This is a genomic window from Candidatus Nitrosotalea sinensis, from assembly GCF_900143675.1.
Lineage (GTDB): Archaea > Thermoproteota > Nitrososphaeria > Nitrososphaerales > Nitrosopumilaceae > Nitrosotalea > Nitrosotalea sinensis.
This window is the reverse complement of record NZ_FRFC01000004.1, coordinates 1-20,730: the sequence shown is the minus strand read 5'-3', so window position 1 is coordinate 20,730 and position 20,730 is coordinate 1. Positions and strand designations below refer to the sequence as shown.

The 20,730-nt window shown below is 38.0% G+C and carries 26 protein-coding genes; 15 read left to right on the top strand and 11 right to left on the bottom strand.

Translation table 11 applies throughout. The features are described from left to right. The first annotated feature begins 1 nt into the window (after window position 1). Together NSIN_RS05970 and NSIN_RS05965 are read left to right on the top strand one after the other, a co-directional pair. The gene (locus tag NSIN_RS05970; RefSeq protein ID WP_101010582.1) at window positions 2–1,156 is read left to right on the top strand and encodes a metallophosphoesterase family protein; all 1,155 of its coding nucleotides are present in this window, start codon (window positions 2–4) and stop codon (window positions 1,154–1,156) included. After that, complete coding sequence (locus tag NSIN_RS05965) at window positions 1,140–3,215, top strand: AAA family ATPase (RefSeq protein ID WP_133124089.1); 2,076 nt, start codon at window positions 1,140–1,142, stop codon at window positions 3,213–3,215. Before NSIN_RS05970 ends, NSIN_RS05965 begins: the two co-directional genes overlap by 17 nt. On the opposite strand, the gene NSIN_RS05960 is transcribed toward NSIN_RS05965, so the two are convergent. Then, the gene (locus tag NSIN_RS05960) at window positions 3,212–3,700 is read right to left on the bottom strand and encodes a HEAT repeat domain-containing protein (RefSeq protein WP_101010146.1); all 489 of its coding nucleotides are present in this window, start codon (window positions 3,698–3,700) and stop codon (window positions 3,212–3,214) included. The two genes, NSIN_RS05965 and NSIN_RS05960, sit on opposite strands and share 4 nt — an antisense overlap. A gap of 124 nt (window positions 3,701–3,824) precedes the next feature. On the opposite strand from NSIN_RS05960, the gene NSIN_RS05955 reads away from it, so the two are divergent. Together NSIN_RS05955 and NSIN_RS09505 are read left to right on the top strand one after the other, a co-directional pair. Further along, window positions 3,825–4,367 (top strand): hypothetical protein, encoded by a 543-nt coding sequence (locus NSIN_RS05955; RefSeq protein WP_101010144.1) that lies wholly within the window; start codon window positions 3,825–3,827, stop codon window positions 4,365–4,367. A 123-nt stretch (window positions 4,368–4,490) separates the two neighbouring features. Next, entirely contained in the window at window positions 4,491–4,628 is a 138-nt protein-coding gene (locus NSIN_RS09505) for a hypothetical protein (RefSeq protein WP_165775266.1), read from the top strand. Between the two features lie 33 nt (window positions 4,629–4,661). Here NSIN_RS09505 and NSIN_RS05950 read toward each other — a convergent pair whose 3' ends face one another. The 4 genes from NSIN_RS05950 to NSIN_RS05935 all read right to left on the bottom strand — a co-directional run bounded on the left by NSIN_RS05950 (window position 4,662) and on the right by NSIN_RS05935 (window position 8,310). After that, complete coding sequence (locus NSIN_RS05950; RefSeq protein ID WP_133124088.1) at window positions 4,662–5,045, bottom strand: hypothetical protein; 384 nt, start codon at window positions 5,043–5,045, stop codon at window positions 4,662–4,664. Between the two features lie 83 nt (window positions 5,046–5,128). Continuing rightward, window positions 5,129–6,052, bottom strand: coding sequence for a transcription initiation factor IIB (locus tag NSIN_RS05945; protein WP_101010140.1), 924 nt, complete (start codon window positions 6,050–6,052; stop codon window positions 5,129–5,131). A 96-nt stretch (window positions 6,053–6,148) separates the two neighbouring features. Further along, entirely contained in the window at window positions 6,149–6,553 is a 405-nt protein-coding gene (locus NSIN_RS05940; protein ID WP_245871925.1) for a winged helix-turn-helix transcriptional regulator, read from the bottom strand. A gap of 308 nt (window positions 6,554–6,861) precedes the next feature. Further along, window positions 6,862–8,310 (bottom strand): ArnT family glycosyltransferase, encoded by a 1,449-nt coding sequence (locus tag NSIN_RS05935; protein WP_165775265.1) that lies wholly within the window; start codon window positions 8,308–8,310, stop codon window positions 6,862–6,864. 158 nt (window positions 8,311–8,468) lie between these two features. On the opposite strand from NSIN_RS05935, the gene NSIN_RS05930 reads away from it, so the two are divergent. The 4 genes from NSIN_RS05930 (at window position 8,469) to NSIN_RS05915 (ending at window position 11,160) form a co-directional block, all read left to right on the top strand. Beyond that, the gene (locus NSIN_RS05930; RefSeq protein WP_133124087.1) at window positions 8,469–8,927 is read left to right on the top strand and encodes a hypothetical protein; all 459 of its coding nucleotides are present in this window, start codon (window positions 8,469–8,471) and stop codon (window positions 8,925–8,927) included. 50 nt (window positions 8,928–8,977) lie between these two features. Beyond that, on the top strand, window positions 8,978–9,775 hold the full coding sequence (tatC, locus tag NSIN_RS05925) for a twin-arginine translocase subunit TatC (protein ID WP_101010134.1): 798 nt from the start codon (window positions 8,978–8,980) through the stop codon (window positions 9,773–9,775). Window positions 9,776–9,796: 21 nt separating this feature from the next. Beyond that, window positions 9,797–9,973 (top strand): Sec-independent protein translocase subunit TatA/TatB, encoded by a 177-nt coding sequence (locus NSIN_RS05920; RefSeq protein ID WP_101010132.1) that lies wholly within the window; start codon window positions 9,797–9,799, stop codon window positions 9,971–9,973. Between the two features lie 95 nt (window positions 9,974–10,068). Then, window positions 10,069–11,160, top strand: a complete 1,092-nt coding sequence (locus tag NSIN_RS05915) for a formate--phosphoribosylaminoimidazolecarboxamide ligase family protein (RefSeq protein ID WP_101010130.1) — start codon at window positions 10,069–10,071, stop codon at window positions 11,158–11,160. Here NSIN_RS05915 and NSIN_RS05910 read toward each other — a convergent pair. Further along, window positions 11,157–11,582: a bifunctional nuclease family protein gene (locus tag NSIN_RS05910; RefSeq protein WP_101010128.1), complete on the bottom strand. Its 426-nt coding sequence runs from the start codon at window positions 11,580–11,582 to the stop codon at window positions 11,157–11,159. The two genes, NSIN_RS05915 and NSIN_RS05910, sit on opposite strands and share 4 nt — an antisense overlap. 92 nt (window positions 11,583–11,674) lie before the next feature. Here NSIN_RS05910 and NSIN_RS05905 point away from each other — a divergent pair, with 92 nt between their 5' ends. Beyond that, the gene (locus NSIN_RS05905; RefSeq protein WP_101010126.1) at window positions 11,675–12,496 is read left to right on the top strand and encodes a hypothetical protein; all 822 of its coding nucleotides are present in this window, start codon (window positions 11,675–11,677) and stop codon (window positions 12,494–12,496) included. Here NSIN_RS05905 and NSIN_RS05900 read toward each other — a convergent pair. Beyond that, complete coding sequence (locus NSIN_RS05900) at window positions 12,486–12,737, bottom strand: hypothetical protein (RefSeq protein WP_101010124.1); 252 nt, start codon at window positions 12,735–12,737, stop codon at window positions 12,486–12,488. The two genes, NSIN_RS05905 and NSIN_RS05900, sit on opposite strands and share 11 nt — an antisense overlap. Window positions 12,738–12,834: 97 nt before the next feature. Between NSIN_RS05900 and NSIN_RS05895 the strand changes: the two genes are divergently transcribed. From NSIN_RS05895 to NSIN_RS05890, 3 genes are all read left to right on the top strand, one after another. Continuing rightward, the gene (locus NSIN_RS05895) at window positions 12,835–13,683 is read left to right on the top strand and encodes a class I SAM-dependent methyltransferase (protein ID WP_245871924.1); all 849 of its coding nucleotides are present in this window, start codon (window positions 12,835–12,837) and stop codon (window positions 13,681–13,683) included. A gap of 163 nt (window positions 13,684–13,846) precedes the next feature. After that, window positions 13,847–14,014 carry a hypothetical protein gene (locus NSIN_RS09500; protein ID WP_165775264.1) on the top strand — a complete coding sequence of 56 codons (168 nt, stop codon included), beginning with the start codon at window positions 13,847–13,849 and terminating at the stop codon, window positions 14,012–14,014. 35 nt (window positions 14,015–14,049) lie between these two features. Continuing rightward, window positions 14,050–14,673, top strand: a complete 624-nt coding sequence (locus NSIN_RS05890; RefSeq protein WP_101010122.1) for a DedA family protein — start codon at window positions 14,050–14,052, stop codon at window positions 14,671–14,673. On the opposite strand, the gene NSIN_RS05885 is transcribed toward NSIN_RS05890, so the two are convergent. Next, on the bottom strand, window positions 14,670–14,951 hold the full coding sequence (locus NSIN_RS05885; protein WP_101010579.1) for a DUF5615 family PIN-like protein: 282 nt from the start codon (window positions 14,949–14,951) through the stop codon (window positions 14,670–14,672). The genes NSIN_RS05890 and NSIN_RS05885 overlap by 4 nt on opposite strands. Before the next feature lie 153 nt (window positions 14,952–15,104). Between NSIN_RS05885 and NSIN_RS05880 the strand changes: the two genes are divergently transcribed. Together NSIN_RS05880 and NSIN_RS05875 are read left to right on the top strand one after the other, a co-directional pair. Next, the gene (locus tag NSIN_RS05880; protein ID WP_101010120.1) at window positions 15,105–16,148 is read left to right on the top strand and encodes a CorA family divalent cation transporter; all 1,044 of its coding nucleotides are present in this window, start codon (window positions 15,105–15,107) and stop codon (window positions 16,146–16,148) included. Window positions 16,149–16,324: 176 nt separating this feature from the next. Continuing rightward, window positions 16,325–18,043 (top strand): DEAD/DEAH box helicase, encoded by a 1,719-nt coding sequence (locus tag NSIN_RS05875; protein WP_101010118.1) that lies wholly within the window; start codon window positions 16,325–16,327, stop codon window positions 18,041–18,043. Window positions 18,044–18,046: 3 nt separating this feature from the next. Here the strand turns inward: NSIN_RS05875 and NSIN_RS09495 are convergent, their stop codons facing one another. Beyond that, window positions 18,047–18,217: a hypothetical protein gene (locus NSIN_RS09495; RefSeq protein WP_165775263.1), complete on the bottom strand. Its 171-nt coding sequence runs from the start codon at window positions 18,215–18,217 to the stop codon at window positions 18,047–18,049. A 55-nt stretch (window positions 18,218–18,272) separates the two neighbouring features. Then, complete coding sequence (locus NSIN_RS05870) at window positions 18,273–18,536, bottom strand: Lrp/AsnC family transcriptional regulator (protein ID WP_394340812.1); 264 nt, start codon at window positions 18,534–18,536, stop codon at window positions 18,273–18,275. Window positions 18,537–18,726: 190 nt separating this feature from the next. Between NSIN_RS05870 and NSIN_RS09490 the strand changes: the two genes are divergently transcribed. Then, window positions 18,727–18,891 carry a hypothetical protein gene (locus NSIN_RS09490; RefSeq protein ID WP_165775262.1) on the top strand — a complete coding sequence of 55 codons (165 nt, stop codon included), beginning with the start codon at window positions 18,727–18,729 and terminating at the stop codon, window positions 18,889–18,891. A gap of 55 nt (window positions 18,892–18,946) precedes the next feature. On the opposite strand, the gene NSIN_RS05865 is transcribed toward NSIN_RS09490, so the two are convergent. Continuing rightward, window positions 18,947–20,730: pentapeptide repeat-containing protein (locus NSIN_RS05865; protein WP_133124086.1), on the bottom strand; the 1,784-nt coding region annotated here is incomplete at its 5' end.

Genomic DNA, 20,730 nt, shown 5'->3' with positions numbered 1-20,730 from the left:
GATGATCTTTTCTCACATCTCTGACACTCATCTAGGTTTTGTTCAGTACCATTCAGAAGAACGTGAAAACGATGTATACACTGCATTTGACCAGGCAATTGATACATCGATAAAAGATCACGTAGACTTTGTTCTACTGGCAGGAGACATATTTCACGTTCCCAACCCAAGTGGAAAAGCAATACTAGTACTTGCTAATGCATTAAGACGTTTGAAGAAAAATAATATTGATTCTTATTTTATACTTGGAGAGCACGACATCAGCAGAATAAGGTCAACACCTGTGCCATTTGTGTATCACAACTTGGGTTTTTCAAAATACATTGGAGATGGAAATCCAATCTTTCACAAGGATGTATTAATCGCAGGATTCGACAAGCGCAGAAAGGCAGAGAGCGAAAGCTTTGAGCCAGAACTTGCACGAATTGATGCAGAAGCCAAAAAACACCAAGGACATAAGATACTGGTACTACATCAAGGAATAACAGAAGTAAACAAATTTGCAGGGGAGTTGAACTCGTCTGATCTTCCAAAAAATTTTACATATTATGCAATGGGTCATCTTCATGAGCATGAGCTAAGACAATTTTCTCATCTTGGAGGTCCTCTTGCATATCCAGGATCAATTGAGCTTACATCAAGTGAAGGGATTAAAGAAACAGAGAAGGGATTCTATCAGGTAGATATTTCAACAAAAGAAGCGTCTCCAACATGGATAAAACTTGACATACGCACACAACTTTCCATTAAAACCTCGATTGATTCCATTTCAAATGATGTAAACATGCTTATGGAAAAGATACGAACTTTGACAAGAAAACCCGTGGTTGAATTAAAGATAACAGGTAAGATGACAGAGCCTGGAATAATTCAATCACAAGTAGCTAGACTAACAGAGATTACACTACGTTGTTTTTGGAAGCACATATCTCAAGAACAAGCAAGTGGCTCTGTCTTTATCGACAAACCTCTTAAGATAGAAGAAGAGATGCAGAGAATTGCAAAAGAAATACTTGGCTCTACAGAGATGGCAAATTTTGCAATAAACGAACTTTTACCTCTTTTGTCAAAAGGTAACGCAGATGAATCAAGTCAAGCAGTAATAGAAAATTTTGAGAAATTCAAAAAAGGAGCAAGAAATGTTACAATCAGTTGAGCTTGAGAACTTTCTGTCTCACAAGAATACAAAATTAACCTTTGAGAAAGGTGTGACAGTATTTGTAGGACCAAATGGAGCAGGAAAATCAAGCATAATTGATGCAATTACATTTGCGTTGTTTGGAGAACATTTGCGCAAATCTACAAAAGGATTACTCCGACGAGGAGATAACCAATCATATGCAAAGGTGGAATTCTCCATCGGGGACAGGCAATTTGAAGCAATCAGAAAGATAGACTCCAAAGGAACAGTAGGAGCAGTACTAAATGAAAAAAAAGACGGCCAGATAATTTCACTTGCTGCAGGAGAGAGAAAACAATTTGGAGAATCTATGACAAAAACAATAGAATCACTTGTAGGCCTTGATTTTGAGAAACTAAAGGTTGCATCAATCGTTCAGCAGGGAGAACTTCAAACAATAATTGAAGCAGATCCTAAAAAATTCAAAGAGCTTGTAAACGCAATAATTGGAATAGACAAACTGGATATTGCTTACGAATCAATGCGAAAGACAATAGATAATTTCAGATTGACAGTGAAAACAAAGATTGGTCATGATGACACCGATATTCTTACATTACAAAACAGGATTGAACACATTCAAAAAGAAATAACAATGCTAGAACCACAAAAGAAAAAACTTGAAGATGACAGAATAATACAAGAACAAAAGTTTCTTTTATTACAACAAGAGATTGAAATAGAAACACCAAAAGAACTCAAAATAAAAGAAATAGTTAACAAAAAAGATGATCTTGTAAAATACCTGAAAAATTTCATAACGACAAAGAAAAGAGAAGTGGACGAAAAAAAGAGAAGGTTAGCAGAGTGTACAAACAGTCTTTCCATTACATCAGTTAAACCTCACATAGAGCAAGAAATGAAAAATATACAAGCAGACATTGACAGGATTCGAGGACAGACAAAAGAAGCCGGAGAAAAAATTGCAATGATCAGAGGTCAGCAGGAGATTGCAAACAGGCTTCACCTAATAGATGGCAAATGTCCAGTATGCGATTCAAAGGTAGACAAACTCAACCCACTCTTTGAAGAAGGACACCTCAAATCAGAACTGACAGTGCTAAAAAATAAGACAGACATGTTAACAAAAGAAGAGAATTTGCTGCAAAGCAAGAAAAGAGAACTTGATCAAAAATGGATACAAATTACAAAAGCAGAAGGAATTCTGGCACTTCACAAAATAAAGGATCAAGACGATTTATCCATCCTCAGTAAGGAAATAGAGTCTATTGAAACAAGTACAAAAAACATACCGCTTGAATTAAACATTACAAACATCCTCCAGTACGCAATTGATGATTATTCCTCAGATTTGATAAAAACAATATCAGCATTGATTGAAGAGACTAAAGGGTTTGATTCTGACAAGTTCAGGGAATTAAAATTAAGATTAGAACAACAACGTGGATCCATTGGCACAATAGAACGAGAAATTGGATCAGTGGATGCAAAACTGAGATTATACAAAGATGAAACTGCTCAAATCTCAAATGCAATTGCAGAATTACAAGACGCAAAACAATACATTACAACCCTTGAAACAATAAGAAATCAAATATACAATAGAGATGGTCCTGTTGCTACTAGTCTTCGATCATGGGCACTTGGAACCATATCTCAAAAAGCTTCAGAATACCTTACAACATTTAATGTAAAGATACAAAGAATATCACTAGAGGATAAAGCACGAGACATTGTAATAACATGTCATTCTGGAAATTCTGAACTTGATTTAGAATCATTGAGCGGAGGCGAGAAGGTAAGTATTGCACTTGCATTACGATTAGGCATGGCGCATCTCATGGGATCATCTAACTTGAATTTCATAATACTTGATGAACCAACAACCCATCTTGATCAAGAAAGAAGAAAATCACTTGTAAGTGTGTTATCACAAGCATTTGAATCAAACATTGATGCAATATCCCAATTCATCATAATAACACATGATTCTGAAATATTTGAAAATTCCAATATTGACACAATTTATGAATTCAAGTCAACACCTGACGGAACTTTGGTTACTCCTCTCTAGCCGCCAGTTAGCTTGGCAAACCTATCATTTTTGCACATGCTTTCCATGAATTTCAAGTTAGACAATGCCACTACTGCAGAATCTCGCACTTGTTCACTTGAATCTTCCAATGCTTTTTGAAGTGTCTCCTTTGCATCCTGTGAGCCAATCACTCCAAGTGCAACTGCTGCCTCATGTCTTACAAACAAGCTAGGGTCATTTCGTGTTGCATCTTCAAGGGGTTTGATTCCACTTCTAAGACACATCTGCCCAAGAGAAAATGCAGCTTCATGTCTGACCAATTCATTAGAGTCATTTTTTAGCACATTTGCCACATGCGGTACAACATCTTCTCCACCCATATCTACAAGAATGCAGACTGCTCTGCATCTAATTACAAAATCCTTGTCATCTAGCAATTTGACAAAATACTGCTTGTCCTTTTTTTCATATTTTTCTTCCATCTCAGACAAGAGTTCAAGACGGCCACTGGGAATTACTTCCATAAAAGCACCTCTTTGTGTCTAATATTTAGTCGTTATCTAGGGATGTAAATGCAATTTCTACAACTAACAATGTTACTGAACAATGTGGCGTAATTCTTTATAAAATCAATCCAGTAGTAGGTGCATGAACGCAAAAGACTTGACCAGAAATCGTAGCCTATTTGCAATAATTCTAGGTGTAGCAATAACTGCTACAATAGGATTGTCTGCAGCATATGCCGATTCTGCTTCAACCCAACAACCAACTCAAACACAGTCACCACACATTCAAGGCTCCATCAACCTTCAGCAGACAATCATGTCTAACGTGTCTACCAAATTCTCTACAGCCGCAGATACCGCAGCAGCTGCAGTGACAAATGGTAAGACAATCAGTGGAAGATTGACAGTCATGCAAGGATATGTGGTCTATGCCTTCAATGTAATAGATGACAAGAGCATGTCATACATGGTGATAGTTGATCCATCAAATAACACTGTCTTGTATACATCACCAGGTCATCAAATGCAATTTGGAGGAATGTTTGGAATGGGTCATGGAGGAATGAAGCATGGATTTCACAAAGGTAACATGAGAGGCATGTATCCTTCTGGAAATTCAACCCAGTCTGGAAATACAAATCCAACATCAGACAGCCAAGACTTGTCTAGCGGATTACGCGTATAACTCCAGAAAAATTCCTTCTTTTTGTTATAATATTTTATTGATATTATTTTGTAAGAAATGCACTAACATTGTTCAGTAACAAAGCTGCGCAAATTATTATAAATAAAAAACCCATACTAATTCATGAGACCCTGGTGCAGAATATTTGCAGCGTGGATGATAATGTTCATGTCACCATTTTACGGAGATATTATTTCTACATCAGCCCAAATGAGCCTAAAGACAGGCATTTCACTTGTCACCAATTCAATAGTTTCATAAGCGAAAGCAATCCTGTAAAATACAATACAGCAACTACATGAAGGGGTTTTGTTTTTCCACTTTGAATTGTACTAGCATGTTATCTTTTTCAAAGTGTTTTTTTATAGAATCTTCAGATACAAGCAACTTGTCCGTATACAGATAAACAGTCCCGGTAAATTCTAGCTTTGACATGCTAGACATGGTATTATCATGCTCAAGTTGCGACAAAAATTTGTACACAAGACTTGGAAGCTCGACATATTCGCTGCTCAGCTCAGGTATGATTATCCCAACATGTGCCTTGTGTTCATTTGAGAGTGCGATTGCAACAAGACGGAATTTTTTTGTATTCTGGACCTTTTTTGAAGACTTGGCAACAAGTGCAAACTCCCAATCAGCATGCACCCTGGGCGAATTTGGAAAATCATTACCCATTTTTGTCATCAAGGATTCAAACAGATTGGCTTTCAATTTTATACCAGATGTAGCCTTGAGCCCTTATTTCTAGTGCTGGTACCCTATACGACGCGATTTTTTCGTAATATTTTGGTGATATTTCGTATCGTAACAGTACTGACACCTGATGCTTTAGCAATCTTATCCTGGGTTACATTCTCCTCATTTAAGGTACCAGACAAAAACAATGCAGTTGCTGCAAGAGATATAGGATTTTTGCCATCAGTTAGTCCCTTTTGTTTTGCAGTTGCAATTATTTCCAATGCATCTCTTTTTGCCTTTTCACTGAGATCTACAGATGTACCAATTTTTGATACAAGTTCTGCAGGGTTTAGCGAGCCAACATGTACATCTAGTGCTTTTACAAATACTCTATAGTGTCTTGAGAGATTCTTGAATGAAATATTTCCTGCAACAGAGATATCCTGCAACGTTCTTGGCACTCCTGATTCCCTGCATGCCACGTATAATGCAGACAAGATCATTCCAGTAATTGTTCTTCCTCGAATGATATTTTTTGCAAGCGCTTTTCTGTACAGATAAGCTGCTCTCTCAATTACAGCATCAGAGAGTTCAAGTTTTGTTTGAACAGCTCCCATTGTAACAAATGCAGAACGGAGATTTCTTTCAGAAGAACTTGATTTGCTTCTAGTATCCCATGTTCGTAATCTGTTAAATGTGTACTTCATTGATGTGGAAATTGAGTTTCCTGCTGCATCCCTGTCCACATTTCCTATTATGGTAGACAGACCTTTGTCATGAATTGATAATGCAGAACCAAGTCCTGTACGTGTACTAGTATTGTAATCTTCAGTCTGTAACTTGTCAGATCCGAGTTCCTCAACTTTATCTGCAAGCACCATTCCACAGCGTGCGCACAGTATCTCTCCCCTGATGCTATCAGTCACAAACGGTCCATGTGGTTTGCCGCCATGAATTTGTGGCTTGTTTTCAAATACCAATTTTTGTTTATTACTAGATATCATTTGTATAGTTAGTATACACTTGAAAGTATTTAAAATGTCAAGTAACTGTACCTATACCAGATTACCCAAAAGTAAGCAGGGTCATAGAACATGAAATCATGTAGCTTCAGAAGATTTGTAGATCTCTCTAGTAATTCTCGGTTTTCCATCCTTGAAAACATCTTTTGCGCAATATTGCATTGAGAATGCAGCCATGGATTCCAAGATGGGAGTTAAAGCAAGTCCCTTTTTTGTAACGACATACTCTATCTTCACAGGAGTTCCAGCATAGACACGCTTCTCAATTATTCCATTTTTCTCCATCTCCCTCAACCTTGCAGAGAGAGTCTTGGGGTTGATGCCCTCCACAGAGTCAAGAAACTGATTGAATCTATTCTGACGAAGCTTTGTCATGTTTCGTAGTATGTGAACTGTGAATTTTTTGCCAATTATTTTAAAAGTATTATCAATAGGACAAGCCTTCATAGAGTCTAGCAAGACTTTGCATTCTTCTTCTTTCAACTTTCCATATCCTCACTTGATATCCATATTCTCACTTTCTAACTTATATGCTTACCTTTGTATATCTAGTATAAGATACAACATGACTACAAATCAACACAAGCACCAATGGACTGTAAAAGAAAACCATTGGAAGTGTTCTACGTGTGGAAAGACATATGGGTAATCTGACAAATGCGTTAGAATTGCATCAAGTTATGTAGTTCTAACCTACCATGTTGTTATTTTTTAGATAACAAGGATCATCACATATCAACTGATGTGAAGACATTCCAAATGATATCCAACCAATCAAAACACTGAACACATTACTTTGCTTTTACCTCAATATGCATTCCATCTAAATTCAGTCTGATACTGGAATAAGGATAACCATTGGTATTGTACATTGACACATCTTCATCAAAAGTGGCAACAGTCTTTGAATCATTGTATATTTGAGCCAGCTGTTTTCCTCTAGGAATATCTATCAAAAAGTGAGGATCTGCAACAAGCAATACTTTGTTTGTCTTTATTGGTTCAAACAGAACATAAGAATAATCATTTGGAACATTTTCCTTGTGAAAAACATAATTTAGCATCCAAGAATATACAGGGCTTGCAAGAACTGTTGTATCATTAGTAGCATTCTGTAACACATATGCAGCAGCAGCAAACTCTGTATTTGTGAGATTTGTACTGATGACCATGATCGTACTTGCAAGTCCAAATACTGCAATGCCTGACACTACTATGATTCTGATAACCTTGTCAGTACCCTTTTTCCTAATTTTTTCCAAGATATCAATCAACAGTATTGCTGAAGATATACAAAATACAGGCAGTACGGGTATCCAGTAAAAGTATTGATTGTATCCAATCATCAACAAAAACAAAACAAAAGGAACAATCCAGAACAAGACAAGATAATTGCGTCTAAGTATGGCATAGCCCATTCCTGACACTCCAAGCACAAACAGGACAGGGTCCATTTGATAAAAGAGGAGTGATATGTATGGCAATCCAGTACTGTGTCTTTGTGTCTGCCACAATACGTCTTTCATCCAGAGATCAAATTGATGTGTCTCTGCAGCCTGGAGGGGCCACAAGAGAGGTATCAACAAGACAGGTACGAGAAACAATACCAAAGTCTTTGCATCTTTTCCAGAATGAAAATACACAAGACCTGCAACAAGAGGAATCATTGTAAAGACAGGAATTTTTGTAAAGATAGCAAGTCCCAAAAATATGCCAGATACAAGTGAGAGAAAATACTTGTTCGAGTTTGACATCTTTAATGCCAAAAAGATAGAAGACAAGAAAAACGGCAACAATATCGAGTCTAGAAGAATACTTCTAAGTACCCATGTTATCGGCATGACTGCAAACAATAGAGATGCAACAAGGGCGATTTTTTTCCCATATTTTGTGTCAGCAATAAGATACACAAGAAACGTATCCAGTACTGCCAACAGTCCCATTAGAATTCTAGGTACAAGATACAACAAAGCAATCGAGTCTTGATTCATGGATGGATGCAGAGAATTTGGAAATCCCGTCAATCCAAGAGAAGCAGCAAGAAAGATCTGACCAAAGAATGGATGATCATGAAAATAACCCACCTGAGGCCCTAACCCATCTAGTACATTCATGGCTCTTGCCAGGTAGACACCTTCATCAAAAAAGACATCTGGAAATCCCGTAGCATTCCATAGATGTGTAAATCCTGCCAGTGCCAAAATTATTCCAAGAAGATATGCAGGTTTGATTTTTTGCATGCTAGACAAGATCATCTTTTCTATACCATAGACAGTTCAATACTACAATAACAAGGATGCCATTGATATACGAAATTTAGCAACAATTTCTCATACTTTACACCATATGGTACGTCTAGTAAGGCTCATTAACCGTAGATATTCATCGATTTGATATCATGAGCCGCTTGAGATACTGGAAGCTTACAGTAGAAGATGTAAGAAAGGCACAGTATGACCAAAAGAAAGTTTTGATTTGGGAGATAAAATGTCCCAAAGACGACAAGGGCGCAGTCTTTGGAGTATACATTTACAGAAATGGAACTCCCTGGGACTATGATTCCATCAAGGGTGTGACATTTTATCACAACATGATTGAACAAGATGAGGTAGACAAGATAACCAAGTTCCTAAAGGAGAAATTCGGCGGAGAACCTGCAGAAAAAGGCTCCAGAATATTTCTAAAAGGCTCACGTGAGATATACGCGCCAAATGAGATAGCAGACTTGGCAGTTCAACTGGGCAACAACTTTGAGGTAAGTACTGAACTTACAATAGAGCTTGAAAACTTTAGTGTCGAAGAGCAAGAGAAAAGCAACCTGCCATCAGGTAAAATTCTTCCGATTCCTGGAAAATAATATTCCAGTAATAGACTATTAATACAGAATAGCCCATTTTATGATCTATAATGGATAAGCCAATGACCATTATGCAACATTTGGAGGATCTCAGAAAAAGAGTATTTAGATCAGCCATTGCAGTTGGCGTAATATCATTTTTCATTCTCAGTTTTCACCTAACGCCATTTATGTACAATGGAATAAAGCTATACTATCCAACATTTAGTCCATTTGACAACATGGCCGCACAGCTGACAGTATCAATGAAGCATCATCTTTTACCATCAACAGTACAGCTCATCCAAACAGCCCCTGGTCAGGCATTTTTCTCCCAGTTTTACATTGCAATATTACTGGGAATGGTATTTGCAATGCCTGTAATAGTAAAAGAATTTGTGGGCTTTTTGTCACCAGCATTACACAGAAAAGAGATTCTAATAATTAGAAACATAACAATTCCTGCAATTGTTCTTTTTGTAATAGGTGGATTGTTTTCATATTTTTTTGTAACACCATACATCCTAGAATTTCTCTACAAATATGGCCAGTCCGCAGAGTTGCTTACATTTTTGAACATCATGGATTTCATCACATTTGTTCTCCAATTCATACTTGCATTTGGAGTGTCATTTCAGCTACCTTTAATCATGTATGCACTTACTGCATCAGGTTTGATTGATCCAAAATTCTGGAGAAACAATATCAGGTATGCGGCAATTGCGATGGTCATATTGGGAGCTGCAATAACCCCAGACGGAAGCGGTGTCACAATGTGGTTTGTAGCAGGACCCATGATTGTATTGTATCTCATAGGAATGATGATATCAGAAAAACAAGCACACAATATTGCAACACTTAAATCCTAAGATGCCGCATTCAAGCCACCAATGGCATATGAAAATGTAATAATTGCCGTAGTAATCATAGGGGTTTTAATATTTGGTGCAAAAAAGATCCCAGAGCTTGCACGAACCTTTGGCAAGGCAAAAGGCGAGTTTGAGAAAGGCAGATTAGAATCTGAGAAAGAACTAAAGGATTTCAAAGACAAGGAAGAACTCAAGTAGGGTTTTTGAAAAAAACATTTCCAAATACGTTTTACAAATTATATTAGCACTTCAGATGGCAGAACGCTTTTTTACCCATACAAAATAGATACGGCGTGATAAAAAAATCAGAGATTCTAGATATTGCAAATAATTATTCAGATATCACAATAGGAGCACTTGGGAGCCATTCTGCCCTTGAAATAATGGATGGAGCAAAAGACGAGAGTTTCAAGACAGTAGTAGTTTGCCAGAAAGGCAGAGAGATACCATACAAGAGATTTTCAAGAATTGCAGACGAGATCATAATAGTAAACAAGTTCCATGACATGTTATCGCCAAAGATACAAACAAGGCTCAGAGATGCAGGAACCATAGTTGTTCCACACAGAGCACTTACTGCATATTTGGGATATGAGGGAGTAGAAAACAAATTCAAGATACCGTTATTTGGAAACAGAGCATTATTCCAAGCAGAAGAGAGAGCAAACAAGAAAAACCAATACTATCTCCTGCAAAAAGCAAAGATTAGACTTCCAAGATTATACAAAGATCCAAAAGACATTGACAGACCAGTAATTGTCAAGGTTCAAGAAAAAAAACGCAAACTGGAAAGGGCCTTTTTCAACGTATCATCATATGCAGAATACAAGGATAAGACAGAGACAAAAATACGACAGGGACTAATCTCAAGAGAGGCCCTCAAGACTGCCAGCATAGAAGAATTTGTTGTCGGGACATATTTTAATTTCAATTATTTCCATACACCAATATCAAAGGAAGTAGACTTTCTCGGGATAGAAAGAAGACTCCAGACAAACTTGCATGATTTTGTATCTTTACCTGCAAAACAACAACTTGAGACAGACATTGAACTTCAAAATATCGAGGTGGGACACACACCAGCGAGCATCCGTGAATCACTTCTTGAAAAAGTAATCGACATGGGTGACAAGTTTGTCAATGCAGTGAAAAGAGAATATGCACCAGGGATAATCGGGCCATTCTCCTTGCAGAGTGTCATAACACGAGACTTGGAAATTGTAGTCTACGATGTATCACTTCGAGTTCCAGGAAATCCAATTCTTGCCACCACAAGTCCATATACAAAATACAAGTACGGTGAGACTTTTGGAGTTGGCAGACGAATTGCAATGGAATTAAGAATAGCTCAGCAAGAAGGAAAACTAGACAAGGTTTTAACCTAAGCTTCCATCTTTTCTTTCAACAAGTTTTTGCGCACAAGTATTGGAATATTGTAGAATGTTGCAAGAGCTATTGCGTCAGACGCCCTATAGTTTCGCATCACAAGATCATGTTTTCCTGTAAAGTAGATATTTGCACGAAGCACATTACCACTCTCATAGACCTTGATTTTTACAAGGACCAGTTCATTTAGTTCAGCAATCTCCTCAACCATATTGTATATGGTAGGTATTGCGCCACGTTGACCCTCTATGAAATTAGATATGTGCCTTGCAACCTCTCCTGAAAAGGCGCGCATGTGAAATTCTTTACCATCATCTGCTCGCAATATCAGAATACCTTCTACTCCATAGGGATCTACAAAACCAACATAGGTTATCTTGGTCTCAGCATAATCAGAATCTTGGGGTTCGTCGATCTTCACGACTAGATTAGATAGCAGAGCACCCAAAATAAACACTTTGTAGAAAAAATGAGATAGAATTTAATGTCAGAAGTGAAGTTTTGGATAATTAGATGCTAGGTAGATCATATCTTGCACTCATACTAGTAGGATTTCTAGCAATAGCAGTTTCATTTCTAGCATATGCAAAAAATGACAACACCATAGTAACTCCTGCTGCAATGCCAGCATTACAGAGACTTGCAATTGCAACATACGTTGTGTTGTTTGCTTCATTTGCGGCAATAGGTTGGGGATTTTATAAAATGTACAAGGCAAAAATAACAACATCAGACTCGAGCATTTCTTCAATAATAGCAAATGCAATACACAATGACAGATCAAAAAAGATTTTCATAATCAGTGCAATAGGTTATGGGTTATTTTTTGCGTTCACATCAGGGATAATAATTTACAAGCCAGACATTAATGCGACAGATTATGGATTTCCAAAACCACCGCACATAGAGCTCTCACCATGTTGTGATCTTCCAGGATACATGCCAATGATATTTGCATTTTTCACAGAACACATAGGATTGCAGATAATTCCACTGAATTTGCTACTGCTTGTGACAGTGTCATTTCTTGTTGGACTAAACTTTGCAGTATCATCAACTGTATTTTCCATTGCAAAAAGCGGTGGAAAACTTGGTGCATTTGGTGCAGTGACAGGACTCTTTGTAGGATGTCCCACATGTGCGGGAACCATCTTTACTATGCTATTTGGATTCGGGGCAGGAGCTACAACATTTACATTATTTTTAACAAGCTTTGAGGCACAGATACAGACAATATTTATCGCAGTGTCAATTCCAGTCCTTCTTGTTACACCACTAATCATGGCAAGAAAATTAAGATCTAGTGGAAGTTGCGCAGTAGAACCTAAACAATAGGCTTTACACGCGGATTTTTCCAGTCCCCAATATCATAACCGTCTTGTCTTAGATACTTGAGTGTGAGCTTGTACACCAACTCGTCATGTTGGGCAGTCTGCAAAATTTCATCCCATGCAACCTGGCCTTCCTTGGCAATCTTTTCTTCAAGTTCAGATGAAAGTGATTTTGCAATATCTCTGCATTGATCAAATGTTTTGCCATTTTTGTATGCTCGAGTTCTGGAATCGCACTTTTCCATATCCAGTTGTTGCATACCTGCTAAATAAAAAGCTCCGCCACATCAAATTCAATAAAAATTCATATCTTAATAGACCCGATTTGAGAGATTTGTTCCAGTGAACAACCCAAATCCAATCAAGGTGATACTATGGACTCTAAGAAGAAAAGAAAATGATGTTGTAAACCTGTATGACTATCTTGCAGGAGTGATGCAAGCTTCAACTGGAGGAAATTTTCTCAATTTCGGATACTGGGAAGAAAACACATCTAGCCCATTAGAGGCCCAAGAGAATCTTTGTCGCATGGCAGGAAAAATGGCAGAACTTGACAAGACAGAATTTGTTTTGGATGTAGGTAGTGGTTTTTCAGAGCCGTCATTTCTATGGAAGAAAGACTATCCTGGCATAGAGATAACTTGTATCAACATCAACAAAAACCAGCTAGTAGAAGCAAACAAGAATCAAAAATCATACAAGATAAATCCTGTAAATTCTACTGCCACCAAAATACCAATTGCAAGTTCAACACATGACAGAATAATTGCCCTAGAATCAGCACAACACTTCAAGCCACTTGATGATTTCATATCAGAATCAAATCGCATCTTGAAAAAAGAAGGTATCATGGTCATTGCAATTCCAATATTGACAAGACCCTCAAAAGTTGGCATCATGCAGACAGGGATACTCCAATTTACATGGTCATCAGAACATTACAGTCTTGACATCATCAAAGAAACAATACAAGAACATGATCTTGAGATCATGGAGATCAAAATGATAGGATCAAAAGTGTACGTACCGCTTGCAGACTATTACATCAAAAATCGCATCAACTTGAGAGAAAAGATACTAGATAGATATCCGTCATATGTAGAAAGCATACTGTTCAAGTCAATGATGAAGATGAAGCAGGCTGCAAATGACAAGATAATAGAATATGCCCTGATCAAGTGCAAAAAATAAACCCTTATCAATACGACGCATTTACAATTTTTCATAGCATACCATTTCCGTCTGGTTGCTATTCTGCGTAGGTTCTCTCTACGCAGAGCTTTTCAATTTTTGCAAATACTGTCAAGTTACTTTTCCGTAAGAATTATTATCTCAGAAAGTAGATTGTGATATCATGGGGCTTTTCAAGAAGAAGGAAGAGCAGCCTGCAACAAAATGCAAGGAATGCGGTCTTGAACTTCACGATCCAGTAAGACTAGACAGACATATGAAGAAAGCACACAAACATGCTCCACAACGAAACTTTGATGAACCTGGTACCAGCACCGGTGGAATGTGGTAAGATTTAGCTTGCATACTAGAGGTATTTGAGAGACAATGGTAACACTTGACATAATCAGCAATCTAGCAAATTTTGTAATAAACACAATATCAGGCACAGGCTACCTTGGGATATTCTTCCTAATGGTGGCAGAAAGCGCGCTCATACCAATCCCAAGCGAAGTAATAATGCCATTTTCAGGATATTTGGTTTCAACCGGAAAACTAAATCCAATAATTACAATACTTGCAGGAGCGGTAGGAAATCTGGTAGGTTCGCTGATTGCTTATGTAATAGGAGTAAAACTAGGCAGAGAGTTTATCATAAAATATGGAAAATACGTACTTTTGAAAAAATCTCATCTAGAGTGGACTGAATCTTATTTTAAAAAATACGGAGACCGTTCTACATTTGTAAGTAGACTCTTGCCTGCAGTGAGAACATACATTTCATTGCCAGCAGGTGTTGCCAAGATGAATTTAAAGAAATTTTCCGCATACACCTTTGTAGGATCTCTGGCATGGAGTGCAATGTTGACCTATGTAGGAATGGCATTAGGTGAACAATGGACAAAGATAAGACACTATTCTGATTACATAGACGGTGCAGTAATAGTAGGAATCATAATTATCGCAATAATAATTGCCAAAAAGAAGATCGGAAAACCACAGAGCAATTAGAGTTCTTTATACTTGCTTAGATCTTCAAGTATTATCTTGAATATAGTTTCACTATCTAACAGTACACATCTAATGTTATTTTCTTTGCATGCATTTCCAATTTCCACATCTTCTGTGACCACAATCATTCCATTTTCTTCAGCATATTTTATTACAGAATAATCACTTGACAGTTTTTTTCCTTGTGCAATCAGTTTTTTGACACTAAATGCATCATAACCAAACTCCTTGAGTCTGGTATCATAACCATCATACATTTCATCAACAAGTACTTTCATACCATAAGACCACATAGAACTCTATTATTATGTTAGGACATGATGATACCAAAAATCAAGATGAAACAGTTTTGAAAAAAAGCAACAGATGGTAAAAGTTGTAAGTTTTTGTTTACGAATAAGTGTATATAAGTCCAAATTGTCCCCCTAGACATGATAAAGGCAATCAGCGTAGCTGGCATGCAAGAAGGCGTTCCGTTTAAGAAACCAGCTGTAGAGCTTGATGAGCTTCCCGCAATTACATCATCAGGTCATCTTACTTGGATAGAGTGTGTTGTCGATAACATCATTGAGGAAACCCCAAAGATCCTCAATAAATTAAGTATAAGCATGGATCCGTCAGTTCTCTTGTCTGGATACGTCTCAAGCTACGAAGATAGAGGAGACATGCTTGGGTTGATGATACCATTTGTAGTGCCAGGAAACAACACAACACTTACTGCTCCGATTTTGATATTCATGAAAAAAGATCTCATAGTAACAATTCACGACGATTATGGAGGAAAGATTGCACGCTTGTACAACTATGCACCAACGGTTTTGAGAAAACTCCCAAAGGAAGCAGATAGTTGGGCAGATAGACAGACAATACTTTTGGCAAGAATAATCGACGAGATAAGTGAGGCCAATTTTTCCATCCTTAGATTAATTGTAGAAAGAGCAGAACAATTTGAGATAGACCTGGCAGGATCAAGACAAGTCACAAGAGACATTTCATTGGAATTGTCAAGTATGAAGACATCACTTTTGACATTTTTGAATGCAATCTGGGCAAGCTATGACACAGTCCACAATCTAAAGTATGGAGATGCAGATCTTGTTTCAGATGATGAAGTAATACTTGCCAAATTTGAGGTAATTTTGGGAAGACTTGACAGGCAGATACAGATGTCAGAGAACGTCATGCAGATGGTTGCCACAGGTGCAAACGTTGTGCAGACCGAAGTCACAAACAAGGTCACAATATTGATAATTTGGTGGACAGTGGCAGGTACTGCAGAACTTGTGCCAAACACAATTGCCACGGTGTTTGGCCTATATCCAAACCATGAGACAGTATTTTGGCCCATTGTTGCTACAGTAGTAGGCTCGGCAGCAGTTGCTACAGCAGTTGCATACTTTTACGTAAGGAAATTCTTTGGCAAATCACTTGGGTTGGATAAACTAAAGAAATTCAAAAGAAAATTTGCAAAGTAGTTCTTTCACAGCATCCCTTTTGAAAGATTTATCTGATTTTATGCTAAATTTTTGAAAAAGCCCATCTTTTCTTTTAAAACTGTTTCAAAGATAGAATGAATTGAAAAAACTGCGATCATAGTACCAGAGTAAAAGATTCATAAATCGAGTGTACCAATGTCGAAGAATTATAGATTATGAAAGAATTTGGCACACTCGAGTATGTCTTGGATACATACTCTAAGAATTGGACTTGGAAGCTTACAGGCTCACGAGCAGTAAGCATGGTTGCCCGCGTAATACCACATGCATGGTATGGAAACGGCCCAGAAGAAGCCATAGTGCCAGATACGGTCCAAAATGTTGAGAAGATAAAATGGATAATGGATAGATATCCACTTGAGATAAAGTCAAAGTCAATATGGCATAGAAAGGTTCGCAAAGTCATCACCCCACAAAAAAAGTGGACAAGGATTGAAAAGCTTCGAAAAGCAAACCCTGGAAACCAGTTCAGGGGTCAATTATTAGATTTTCAGAGAGAGGGACTAGACTTTCTTTTAAAGTCATCAGGCAATGCACTTTTGGCAGATGAAATGGGTTTGGGCAAGACGGTGCAGACCCTGTCATATTTGGCTACAGAAAAACAGACATTTCCAGTACTCATTGTTGCACCGCTTGTTACATTAAACAATTGGCAGAGAGAGATTCAAAAATTCTTGAAAAAACGCAGTCGAAATGGCAAGATAATAGAAGATGAACACCCATCATCGGTTCTTATCAGAACAGGCAAGGCTCAAGATCTTGGAAAATATGACGTGTACATCATCAATTATGATTTGTTGCACAAGAGAACAAACGACCTTTCAAAGATGAACATCAAAACAATTGTCTGTGATGAAGTTCAACATTTGCGTTCCAAGACCACAAAGAAATACACTGCAGTCAAAAAGCTTGCAGCACTTGAATCTATAAAATACAGAATTGGCCTTTCAGGTACTCCAATTTACAACAGAGGTTCAGAAATATGGCCAATAGTAGACATTCTAAGACCCGGACTTTTAGGTACGTTTGAGGAATTTTGTGAATACTTTTGCTATGTCAATGAAAAAGGAAAGGCAATTGTTCTTGAAAACAAGAGAGCAAGCCTTGGAGAGGAATTACGCAAGCATGTCATGCTAAGACGCAAAAAATCAGACGTATTAAAGGAGTTAAAGGACAAAGTACGATACAAGGAACTGATTGATTCCGATATCAACTATTACCAGACAGAGCTTGGCAAAATATGGGAGAGACTAGAAGAAGAGCAAAAAAGTGCAACAAGTGCATTTGACAAGTTTTCATCATACAAGAGAGCAATTCAGAGTGAAAGACAAGCTGCTGGTGTTGCCAAAGTTCCACATGTCATAGAATTTGTCAAAAACATCATGGAGATAGAAGAAAGTGTAGTTGTCTTTTGTCATCACAAGGCAATACATGAGCTTCTACATAGAAGCCTTGCAGAATATTCTCCTGCATCAATAATTGGAGGACAAAGTGACAAGGAAAGACAAGAGGGAATTGACAGGTTCCAGAATGGTGAGACCAAGTTGATAATAGCAGGACTTCGTGCAGGAAATGTTGGCATCAACCTAAGCAAGGCACGATATGTCATATTTGCAGAACTTGACTGGAGTCCTGCAATACACAGACAAGCAGAAGACAGACTTCATAGAATAGGACAGAAAAATACAGTATTTGCATATTATTTGATGGGTAACGGTACACTAGATGATCATGTTGCAAATGTTCTAGTAGACAAGAGTTATGAAATCGATGCAATCATGGATGAAAAAGCAGAGACCTTTGAGAACAAGGAAAAGGCTGAGCTTATTCTAGCCCAGATTCATGACAGGTTAGCACATAGTGTTTCAAAATAAGATTCAAGCTTCGCGCACTTTGTATTTTTCAAAAAAATCTTGACCTTCACCCAGTTTTTGAGCCAGGAAAGATTCTAGTTTTTTTATGACTTCGGCTCGCGATAATTTGCCTTCAGTAGTATCATAGTATTCTGCCTGCGATTGACGGAATTTTTTATAGCTGATTACTTTCATGATATGATACCATCACACCAGCACAAGTAGTTTATGCTGTTATTTTATAAAATATCTAGAATCTTGATGCAATGACAAGTGTTGTGGTTGCATTCACGTTTGGAATCTTGCGAATCCTGTTTTCTATGATTTCTTTAAGAGATTCGACAGTGTTTGATTCTATGATGGCAAGTATGTCGTATGGACCGGTTGTTCTTACTGCTTCTTTAACTCCAGCGATTTCCTTGATCTCATCAATTATTCTGCCTTCAGAGCCTGATTCACAGTTAATCATGACACATGTGGTTTCAATGTCTTTACTGAGTTGTGCTTGAAGCATGGTACAATTATATAATTTTTGCATATTATAGATACTCAACAACTTAGCTGATTTATCATAACACTAGCTTAATCGATCAGCAAGATCAAGTCATTTTCCCCAGGAATAAAACAGCGTGGATTATTTTTAACAAAATGTTCATAAAATTATTTCCCAAGAATCAAATTGAAAAATAAAATCAAGTAAAAAAATGTCAAATCAAACACTAAGTGAACTTGTGAAAACTGCAGACAAGATAACAGTAGATGAAATCAAGGGGAAAAAAGTCACCCTGAAGATAAGCTGGTTCGATCTAAAAGGAGTAAGAAAATCAAAAAAGTTTCTACTCAATGAGAAAGACAAGATAGAATTCTAAAAAATCTTTATCTTGATTTAATAATTTCAAAGTCCTCTTTTTTGTTTTTAAAAATCTATTGACAGACGGAGTTATTCAAGCAACCTGACAAAGTAGATGGAGTGATTCCACTAGTAATTGTACCTTGGAGATTTGCTTTATGTACATTGGCTCCTGTTAGATTTGCTCCAGATATGTTAGCATTTTGGAGATTTGCACCTTGTAGGTTCGCACCTGAGAGATTAGCGTTTTGTAGGTTTGCACCTGAGAGATTAGCACCTTGCAAGTTGTTTCCTTGTAGGTCTGCTCCTAAGAGATTGTCATTTTGTAGATTTGTTCCTTGTAGGTTGGCTCCCTTTAGATTTGCACCTTGTAGGTTCGCACCTGAGAGATTAACTCCTTGCAAGTTTGCACCAGAAAGGTTTGCACCTGCAAGGTTAACGTTTTGCAAGTTTGCACCAGCTAGGTTTGCGCCTGAGAGATTAGCACCCTGCAAGTCTGAACCTTGAAGTGTAACTCCCTTGAGGTTGTCACCTGATAGATTAAAGTTAGATAGGTTAAGGAACTGGAGGTTGTCTCCCTTTAGATTAGCTCCACCTTGATTTTGTACTATAGTATTTGGATTATTAGCCGTAACAATTGCAGAGCCAGAGATAGAGTTGTCTGTTGCTGCAATTACAGTTGTGCCAGCTGTTGTACCAGGAGTGTATAGTCCTGTTGATGATATTGAACCTCCTCCAGAAACAACAGACCATGTGAGAGTATCACCTGTTCTTATGTTACCGAATTGATCTTGTGATGTTGCAGTAAACTGTTGCGTCTGTGTCGAAGTCAGAGTAACTGTAGATGGAGACACTGTAACTGATGTTACTTGTCCTGGGTTGAGTGTTATAGTAGCAGTACCAGAGACAGAGCCATCTGTTGCTGTGATTGTAGCAGTATCAGCTGTTGTACCAGGAGTGTATAGTCCTGTTGATGATATTGAACCTCCTCCAGAAACAACAGACCATGTGAGAGTATCACCTGTTCTTATGTTACCGAATTGATCTTGTGATGTTGCAGTAAACTGGATAGGAGTTGAGCCAACTATTGTAGTTGCAGTAGGCGGGGATATTTTTACGGTGGAAACTGGTCCTGGGTTGACTGTAACTGTAAATGAGCCAGTTGATGTATTGCTATGTAAGTCACTTGTAGTGCAGGTAACAGTTGCAGTGCCAAGTGCAAATGTAGAGCCTGATGCCGGAGTGCATGTTACTGGGTCTGTACCGTCAACAATGTCAGTTGCAGTAGCAGAGAATGTTACAGGGGCACCAGCAGTGCTAGTTGCTGTTGCCGTAATTGGAGTAGGTAATGCAAGTACTGGTGCTGTAGTATCTTGAACTGTAATATGGAACGAGCCTGATGCAGTGTTTCCGTGTGCATCAGTTGATGAACAGTTGACTGTAGTTGAGCCAAGTGCAAATGTAGAGCCTGATGCTGGAGTGCATGTTACTGGGTCTGTACCGTCAACAATGTCAGTTGCAGTAGCAGAGAATGTTACAGGGGCACCAGATGGGCCTGTTGCTTCTTGTGTTATTGTACCAGGCAATGTAATTGATGGTGCTGTAGTTTCTGCAACTGTAATTGTAAATGATGCATGTGATGTATTTCCGGCATGATCAGTTGATGAACAGCTTACAGTAGTTGAGCCTAGAGGATAAGTATCGCCAGAATTGTGGTCGCATGTTACTGGGTCTGTACCGTCAACAATGTCAGTTGCAGTAGCAGAGAATGTTACAGGGGCACCAGATGGGCCTGTCGCTTTGGCGTTGATATTGGTCATTGTTATAGTTGGTGCGGTAGTATCTTGAACTGTAATAT